This is a genomic window from Novosphingobium endophyticum, from assembly GCF_014640675.1.
Classification (GTDB): domain Bacteria; phylum Pseudomonadota; class Alphaproteobacteria; order Sphingomonadales; family Sphingomonadaceae; genus Novosphingobium; species Novosphingobium endophyticum.
The window spans coordinates 45,438-53,931 of record NZ_BMHK01000023.1 but is presented as its reverse complement, the minus strand read 5'-3'; the positions used below and the strand labels follow the sequence as shown (position 1 = coordinate 53,931).

The 8,494-nt window shown below is 64.1% G+C and carries 7 protein-coding genes and 1 tRNA gene; 1 reads left to right on the top strand and 7 read right to left on the bottom strand.

Features of this window, described 5'->3' with window-relative positions; all coding sequences use genetic code 11:
- The 6 genes from IEX32_RS15060 to IEX32_RS15035 form a co-directional block, all read right to left on the bottom strand.
- A partial coding sequence (locus tag IEX32_RS15060; RefSeq protein WP_188772370.1) for a DUF2254 family protein occupies positions 1-777 on the bottom strand: 777 nt, incomplete at its 3' end.
- On the bottom strand, positions 774-2,243 hold the full coding sequence (locus tag IEX32_RS15055; RefSeq protein WP_188772369.1) for a phospholipase D-like domain-containing protein: 1,470 nt from the start codon (positions 2,241-2,243) through the stop codon (positions 774-776). The genes IEX32_RS15055 and IEX32_RS15060, both read right to left, overlap by 4 nt.
- A gap of 308 nt (positions 2,244-2,551) precedes the next feature.
- Positions 2,552-2,627: transfer RNA gene (locus IEX32_RS15050), tRNA-Thr, on the bottom strand.
- A gap of 112 nt (positions 2,628-2,739) precedes the next feature.
- Entirely contained in the window at positions 2,740-4,467 is a 1,728-nt protein-coding gene (locus tag IEX32_RS15045) for a DUF885 domain-containing protein (protein ID WP_188772368.1), read from the bottom strand.
- A gap of 80 nt (positions 4,468-4,547) precedes the next feature.
- Positions 4,548-5,414, bottom strand: a complete 867-nt coding sequence (locus IEX32_RS15040) for a hypothetical protein (RefSeq protein WP_188772373.1) — start codon at positions 5,412-5,414, stop codon at positions 4,548-4,550.
- A gap of 23 nt (positions 5,415-5,437) precedes the next feature.
- Positions 5,438-6,757, bottom strand: coding sequence for a replication-associated recombination protein A (locus IEX32_RS15035; RefSeq protein WP_188772367.1), 1,320 nt, complete (start codon positions 6,755-6,757; stop codon positions 5,438-5,440).
- Between the two features lie 88 nt (positions 6,758-6,845).
- On the opposite strand from IEX32_RS15035, the gene IEX32_RS15030 reads away from it, so the two are divergent.
- Positions 6,846-7,283 (top strand): hypothetical protein, encoded by a 438-nt coding sequence (locus IEX32_RS15030; RefSeq protein WP_188772366.1) that lies wholly within the window; start codon positions 6,846-6,848, stop codon positions 7,281-7,283.
- A 6-nt stretch (positions 7,284-7,289) separates the two neighbouring features.
- Here the strand turns inward: IEX32_RS15030 and IEX32_RS15025 are convergent, their stop codons facing one another.
- A complete protein-coding gene (locus tag IEX32_RS15025; RefSeq protein ID WP_188772372.1) occupies positions 7,290-8,447 on the bottom strand; it encodes a glycosyltransferase family 4 protein in 1,158 nt (385 codons plus the stop codon).
- Positions 8,448-8,494: the final 47 nt, after the last annotated feature.

Genomic DNA, 8,494 nt, shown 5'->3' with positions numbered 1-8,494 from the left:
CGGTGAAAAAGACGCAGCGCTCTCGCTCGCCTCTGTCACGCTGCAAAGCCCGCAGTCAGCGGATCGGGTCACGAAACCAACGCTTCGTGAATAGGAGAGGCTAGCCACATCGATATGAGTCACAGTGCCGATCGTTTCTGCATGGATCGGCACATAACCCGTCGGCACCGCAATTTCCTTCATGGTGCCAAGGCCAGGCGATTGACCGGCTGCCTTCATGGCCGGGAGAACGCTTTCCTCTAACCTTCGTATGGTATCGCCCACACGTCCAAAGTGCCCGAGCTGCGAGATCCATTGCAGCAACGTGATCGTGATGATTGCTATGACAGCGAGGGTGGCGAAAAATAATATCACGCGACCACGTTCATCATACAATCCAGCGGAAAGGCCGATGATTCCAACGATCGAAAAGATGAAGCTTCCCAGAAAGGTGGATAGCGTGTTTTGTGCAGTCGGATCGGCGAGTAGCACTTTGGTTGAACGCGGCGTTACGTTTGACGTGGCAGAAGCATAGGCAGCAACCATGATCGAAAGCGAAAACGTCGTTACCGCAAGCATGCTAGTGGCGATCACGTTGAGAATACTGTCGACCGAGCCCGATGCGAGCGAAAGGCTGTAGTCGAACGGTACGTAATCACCGGCGAGCGCGGATAGCGCCGCGATCAGCACCGCGGCCAAACTGAACAGGGCAGCCCTGAACCAGATTTTCCGCCGGATGCGGTTGAACAACCACGCGGCCCGGCCCGCGAATTTGACTGGCTTGCGGCCCTTGGTCACGAGCGTTTGCTCCCGTGCTTTTTGAATCGGTCGCGCAAGCGCCTAGGGCGTGTCTGCAGTTCGCACGCGAGCTCATCCTCGTCGATCGGATCGAGAAGATTGTGGGAAGCTATGTACTCGGCAAGTTCGGCATTTTCCTCCTGTTCAAAAGGGCGCAACGACCGGCGAGGGCTCCGCAGCTTCTCGATGGCCGAGATCATGGACTTGCAATCGACGAGGCGTGCTAGTTCGCTTTGCTCACAATCAAGATGCTCGGCCAATAAGCTCATGCGGATTGATCGTATCGCGTCTCGAACTGTTTCGTCACCAGCCGCTGCAGCATCAATTGCGACATCGCATTCGCTATCGAAGCCGAGCGATCGATTGTTCATATTTGTGGAGCCGATCCGGATGATCTGGTCGTCGACTATCGTCAGTTTGGCGTGGACGTAGATGGCCGCCCCACTCTTGGTGAACGGGTGATAGATGCGAAAGCGGCGTCTTGGGTCCAGCGCCCCGATCATTGCCACGAGCTGGCTTCGCGCAGTGTCCATGGCGACCTGTTCGAGCCAGCCGTCTGCCGTCTTGGGCATGACTATCACAAATTCTGGTGGGTCGTCTTCCTGAAGGCGGCGCGCGATCGCAGCCGCGATCGTTCTTGAAGCGAAGTATTGATTTTCGGCATAAAGAAACCGCTTCGCATTGGCGATCATGTCGAGGAACAACGCCTCGTTTTCTCGGATCGATGGCGCGCCCTGATACTCGCCCCGCGTCCGCGCCAGCGCGATATCCACGTTCGTGAAAGTCGCGGCTTCCCCGAAGGGCCACGCTGCATCCTCGCGAACCTTGGGGAGCGGCTTGCCTGTGGCTCGCTCCCATCGGTCGGATGCGACTTCGTGAACCTGCTCCGCGGCCGGGCCGTCGAAAACCATCGACATGTCGTGCCACGGCTCGGCCGGTTTCTCGTCCGGCGTCAGGCGTCGGGGGGCATTGTCGGCATGCTCGCGGGTATCCCAACGCCCGCTTGTGGCATCGATCCCTCCGCAAAAGGCGAGATTGCCATCGACCACCACCAGTTTCTGATGATGGCTGGCACCGATTGGATGAATGCTATCAAACTTGATCCTCAATCGATTGCTGATCATCCATCGAATGATCGTGAATATCATTCTGCCACGGAATAGGACTTTGATCGCTTCGAAGTTCCATTTGAGAATGTAAATGTGCAGGGCTTTGTTGTGCCTCAAGAGGGTGACGATGAATCGGCGAAGAGATTGCCCCCTCGCTCCACCCTCCAAGCTTATGCGCGTATCGAAATCCCAACCTACAAAGACGACCTGACTTTTCGCACTCTCCAAAGCAGTTTTCAGATCTGCAAAATATTGCTCACCGTCTATAATGGCTGATGCGTGATTGGCGCGGGCAACGCTCGTACAATTTTTCCCGGGCGCAAACAGTACTCTCGGGCTTTCGTTCAATCCGTCCATACCGGCGCCCTCTCATGGCCCGGCAAGGTATCAGTTCGCCGACAAGCGTAAAGCAAATTGGAGCTGCACGCTCACGCAGCGGAACGGCCGATTGCCGCCAACAAACTAAGTGATCTCCGAACCGCTTTGCAGGATAACCGGGCAGAGGACTGAGGTGGTCCCGCCTTCCTGGACAGTTTGGCGGCTGAGTTAAGCTAATTCCGGTTGTCGCTTATGCCGCCAGTTTTAGGTGGTGCCGGTTTTCTGGCGCCCCATTGGTGCCCCGTCGTGAGACGGTTGCTACACATCACATCTAAGTCATTGAAAAATGGTGCCGGCTACAGGATTCGAACCCGTGGCCCCCTGATTACAAATCAGGTGCTCTACCAACTGAGCTAAGCCGGCCCGGTGCGCCACGTCGCAAGGGTGACGCACTGAAAGACTTCGGCGCCCTTACCGCGTGGCAGGGGCGCCGGTCCAGATGGTTTTGCGGCTTGTTTGCGATTTCCTTTCCGGATCAGAAGACGGCGTGGGGCGAGTCCTCCTTCATCATCGCCTGCCGGACGAGCGGAATCGGCGGGCCGCCATAGCTGAGGAAGGCGTCGTGAAACGGCTTCCATGCCGTCCGGCCGCCGCGCGTCGCGGTCCAGTCCTCGCGCAGTTTTCGGATCATCAGCTTGCCTAGCGTGTAGTTCAGATAGGCCGGGTCGTAAGTGCCGCGCGCGGCCTGCTGCTCGGCGGTTCCCTCGTCCTGATAGCACTCGTCCATGAACATGCGCTTGGCCTCTTCCTGCGTCATTCCGCGCGCATGCAGGCCAATGGCCGAGAGATAGCGGCAGTTGCGCAGCAGCGCGTTGGAAATCTGCCCGACGTGGACGCCGGGATCGCCATCTCCGAGACCGGCTTCCCACGTCAGTTCCTCGGCATAGTGCGCCCATCCTTCGGCGAAGGCATAGCCGACCCAGAGGCGCCCGACCCAGGAAGGCGAGCGGTTGGAGTGGAGGAACTGCAGGAAATGACCCGGCATGACCTCGTGCACCGAAGTGAACAGGAGGTCGTTCCTGCCCGGGATGTAATCCTGCTGCTTCTGTTCCGGCCAGGAGGGATCGGGCGGCGAAATGTAGTAGATCGAGGGGATGCCCTTCTCGAACGGCCCCGGCGGGTCGATGTAAGCGGAGTTCTGCCGGTTGTAGGGCGGGCTTTCCTCCACAAGCGCGCGTTCGGTGCCGGGAATCGAGACGAGGTCCTTTTCCTTCACGAAGGCGGTAAGCTCGGGAATCTGCTTGCGGGCCGCGATCACCGGCCCGCCTTGCGGCTTGTCGGCGCGCATCTTGTCGAAGCAGCCCTGGATGTCCTTGCCCGGCGCGTAGCTGGCGCAGGCCTTGCCAAGGGCCTCCTGGTTGCGCTTCAGGTCGGCGCGGCCGACCGCCTCGAGTCGGTCGAGCGGGGCGTCGACCGCCTCGGTCGCGGCGAGCATGCGCGAAAAGCGTTCCGCGCCCAGCGCGAAGTCCTGCGTGGGCGCGGCCTTTGCCAGCCAATCGGCAAGGTCTTGCATTGCGGCGGCCGCTTTTTCAGACGCCTCCTTGAACTGCGCCTGCAGCGCCGGGTCCCTGACGTCCGCGAAGGCGGCGCGGGCATCGCCGCGATAGTATTGGGCAAAGCCGCCGAAACCGGCAACGCCCAGCTTGATGAAGCTGGCCGGCATCTCGGTCTTCAGGTTGCCGCGGATGTTCTTCGCGGCCTCGGGCACGGCCCTGAAGAAGGCGATCATGGCCTTCATCCGCGCTGGTTTGTCCGCATAGTTGCGGCTTACATAGACGTTGGGGTCGAGCCCGCCGTCGATGTAAAAGGCCGGATTGGCGTGCGGCTTGTCGGCATCCTCCAGCCAGAAGAGCTGGCCCCTGGCGACCTGCACCAGATAATCGCGCTCGAAGCGGTCGGGATCGGAAAGGCCGGTGAAGGCACCGGCTCCGGCGATGACCGAGTGAAGGAACGCAGCCCGCTCTTTGAGGCCCGCCTCGCTCCAGTCGGGCAGCCTGCCGTCATGCTGGTGAGCGCCCTGATAGACGGCGAAGGCCGGGTCGAGGGCCATCCAGCCGTCGATGGTGTCCTGAACGAAGGTTTTCCATTGGCTCACCGGTGCTTCGGCCGCAGGCGCGGCGGCGGGTTCCGGAAGCGGCGGCGCGGCAGCCACGGGGGCTCCCAGCGCGAGGCAGGCAAGTCCTGCCAGCAGTTTGTGTTTCATGAGGTTGGTTGTGTCCTTGATCGGTAGTGCCGAGCGGTGTCCGGTGACCGGCGGGCACCGCTCGATGGACCATTTGTGATCTATGGGGCGCCGAAGGTCCAGCCTTCCGTGCGGGCAAGATCCTCGGTCAGTCCGGCCGGCTGCCAGAGCGCCTCGCGCGGCGCGGCGGTTCGCAGCCAGGCGGCGGTGAGAACGGCGTCGGCGGTGTGGTCGTCGATCGGCCCTGTGCCGGCGACAGGCGGCGAGCCGAGGCTTGCAAGCGCTTCGGCAAGTGCCTCGTGCGAGGTCATCTTGGCGCGGCTCGCGGTGCGGTCGGCGGCGACGGCGGCAAGCGCGGTGTAGATCTCCACGATCAACGATCCGCGTGCAGGCAGGGGGTCGACGGGCCAGACAGGGACGCGCCCCTCCAGACGATGCAGCATCCGCATCCCCGTCAGGCTCGACTTGCCGACTTGCGCCGCGCCGACGAGGTTGAAGTTGGAATAAGGCTTGCACCCCGCGCGGGCCTGCGCCTGTTCGGTCACGCGCATCCGGCCCCGCCGGTGCGGCGCGCCGGGCAGGTGGAAATGTATGCCCTCGCGCCCGCCGTGACGGCGGAAATAGGCGCTGGCCCGGGCATGTTCGACGAAGCTGGTGGCGGAGAGGTGCGGATCACCCGCGCAGATCACGTCGATCATCGCCCACAGGCCGCGGGCGTCGGCGGGGCTGTCGTCCCATCCGGGGAAGAAGGCGCCAGCGTCGGCGAACGGCAGCGCGATGCCGAGGTCGAGGCCGACCAGCGTATCCTCCGGCAGATGGTGGAGCAGCAGGTCCAGCACGTCTTCGCGCGACCACAGGAGATGGCCGCGGGGACGCAGCACCTCGGGCGCGCCGCCGTCGAGGCCGCAGAGCGCGACGGCGATCCCCTTCTGCCGCGCGCCCACGGCGCCCGACCAGTCGATTGCCATGAAGTGCCGGAAACGCGGCGCGCTCACTGCCCCCGCCGCTCGGCGCGCTTGCGGTCCCACCATTCGATGCGTTTCAGCACCTCGCGTTCGAAACCGCGTTCCACTGGCTGGTAGTAGGCTTGCGGCGCCATGCCCTCGGGCCAGTAATTGTCGCCGGAAAAGCCGTCGGGCGCCTCGTGGTCATAGGCGTAGTCCTTGCCATAGCCGACGTCCTTCATCAGTTTGGTCGGGGCATTGAGGATGTTCGCGGGCGGACTCAGTGATCCGGTCTCCCGCGCCGAGGCGAAGGACGCCTTCTGCGCCTTGTAGGCGGCGTTCGATTTAGGCGCGGTGGCGAGATAGAGGCAGGCCTGCACGATCGCCAGTTCGCCCTCGGGCGAGCCGAGGAACTCGTAGGCGTCCTTGGCCGCAAGGCACTGCACCAGCGCCTGGGGATCGGCGAGGCCGACGTCTTCAGAGGCGAAGCGCACCAGCCGGCGCAGGACGTAAAGCGGCTCCTCGCCCGCCGTCAGCATGCGCGCAAGGTAATAGAGCGCGGCCTGCGGGTCCGATCCGCGCAGCGACTTGTGCAGCGCGGAGATCAGGTTGTAGTGCCCGTCGCGATCCTTGTCGTAGACGGCGACGCGGCGCTGGAGGAATTGGCCGAGGGCCGCCGGATCGAGCGGTTCCTTGATCCTTGCGGCATAGAGCGTTTCGGCCTGGTTGAGCAGGAACCGCCCGTCGCCGTCGGCCGAGGCGACCAGCGCCTCGCGCGCGTCGGCATCGAGGGGGAGGGGGCCTTCCAGCGCCTCGGCCTTGTCGAGCAGCGCGCCGAGCGCCTCGGCGTCGAGGCGGTGCAGGATCAGCACTTGCGCGCGGCTGAGCAGCGCGGCGTTGAGCGCGAAGCTGGGGTTTTCGGTGGTCGCGCCGACGAGGGTTACGGTACCGCGCTCCACGAAGGGCAGGAAGCCGTCCTGCTGGGCGCGGTTGAAGCGGTGGATCTCGTCCACGAACAGCAGCGTGCGCTGTCCGGCCTTCGCCATGGTTTCGGCCTCGGCAAAGGCCTTCTTGAGGTCGGCGACGCCCGAAAACACGGCCGATACCGCGGCGAAGCGCATGCCCACCGCATCGGCGAGCAGCCGCGCGATGCTGGTCTTGCCGGTGCCGGGCGGACCCCAGAGGATCATCGAGGAGAGCCGTCCGGCCGCGACCATGCGCCCGATCGCGCCTTCCGGCCCGGTCAGATGCTCCTGCCCCACGATCTCCTCCAGGCTGCCCGGACGCAGGCGGTCGGCGAGCGGGGCGTCCGCGCGCGCTTCGGCAGGCGGCGGGGAGGGCATTTCGTCGGCAAACAGATCGGCCATGGCGTCTATCTAGCGATGGTTTTGTCCAATTGCATCGGATTCGCTTGCGGGATAGTTTTCCCTCGAACGGAACGGAGAGGGGGAAGCCATGGTCAGGACGACGCGCGTGAAGGCGCCCTGGTATTTCTGGCTGGTGGCCGTGCTGTCCCTGCCGTGGAACGCTTTCGGCTGTCTCGATTTCACGATGACGATGACGCGCAACCCCGATTACCTCACGCAGTTCCCGCCGGAGATGATCGATTTCATCGATGCTTTCCCGGCCTGGGCCATCGCGGCCTGGGCGCTGGGCGTCTGGGGCTCGCTTGCGGGGTCGGTCCTGCTTCTGCTGCGATCGCGCTGGGCGGTCGCGGCCTTCGTCATCTCGCTTCTGGGTCTGGCGCTGAGCACGGTCTATCAGTTCGCGGCCGATATACCCGAACCCATGGTCTCGGGCATGAATCTGGCGGTCACCATCGTCATCTGGATCGTGGCGGTCGCGCTGCTCTGGTTTTCGGCCCGGATGCGCGCGCGCGGCGTGCTGCGCTGAAGGCGGTCAGGCTTTCGCGCCGGGCTTCTGCCGGATCAGCCGCAGGTAGGTATCGGCCACGGCCTGGTTGATCTTGTCCCAGCTGAATTCGCTGGCCCGCGCCTCGCCGGCCTTGCCGTGGGCGGCGCGCAGCGCGGGATCCTCGATGTAGGCCTTCAACGCTTCGGCGAACTGGTGGATCGCACCGGGGGGAAGCAGGCGGCCGGACTTGCAATTGTCGACGAGGCTCTGGCTGCCGGTCGCGGCGGCGGCGACCACGGGAAGGCCGCAGGCCATGGCCTCCAGCGTGACGTTGCCGAAGGTCTCGGTGACCGAGGGATTGAACAGCACGTCCATGCAGGAAACGGCGCGGCCGAGGTCCGCACCCTGCTGAAACCCCACGAAGGCTCCGCCGGGCAGGCGGGCCTCGAACCATTCGCGCGCGGGACCCTCGCCGATCACCAATGCCTTGTACCGCACGCCTCGCCGGCGCAGGTCGTCGAGCGTGTCGGAGAAGACGTCGAGGCCCTTTTCCATGACGAGACGGCCGAGAAAGCCGATCGCCACGTCCTCGTCGGCGATGCCGTGCGCACGCCGCCACTCCCGATCGCGGCGGCCGGGATGGAATATCTCGCGATCGACACCGCGCGACCAGATCGAGATGTCATAGTTCATGCGCTGCTCGCGCAGGAGCTGGGCCATCGATTCCGAAGGCGCCACCAGAGCGTCGCAGCGGCGATAGAAGCGGCGCAGCATCGCCTCGATCACCGGCTCGCCCCAGGCCATGTTGTAATAGCGCAAGTAGGTCTCGAACCGCGTGTGGACCGAGGCGAGGACCGGCAGGCCCCGCCTGCGCGCCCAGGTGACAGCCTGATGCCCGACCGGATCGGGCGAGGAAACGTGGACGATGTTCGGCGCGAAGGCCTTGAGATCCCGCTTTGCCTTGCCCGCGAGCAGGAGCGGCACGCGGTATTCCGAACGCGAAGGAATGGGTATCGAACGAATGCCGACCAGCTCTCCGGTCGGCTCGAAGGCGGGGCTGGCCACGACGGGGGCATAGACGCGCACTTGGGCGCCCTGGCGCAGGTGATACTCGGCAAGCCGGTTCAGCGCCTGGTTCGCTCCATCACGAACGTAGTTGTAGTTGCCCGAGAACAGGGCGATGCGCAGGTCGGCGGTCTCCATGGTGGCCCGCGCCATAGCGGCCCCTTTCGCGCTTGGCGAGAGGGGCC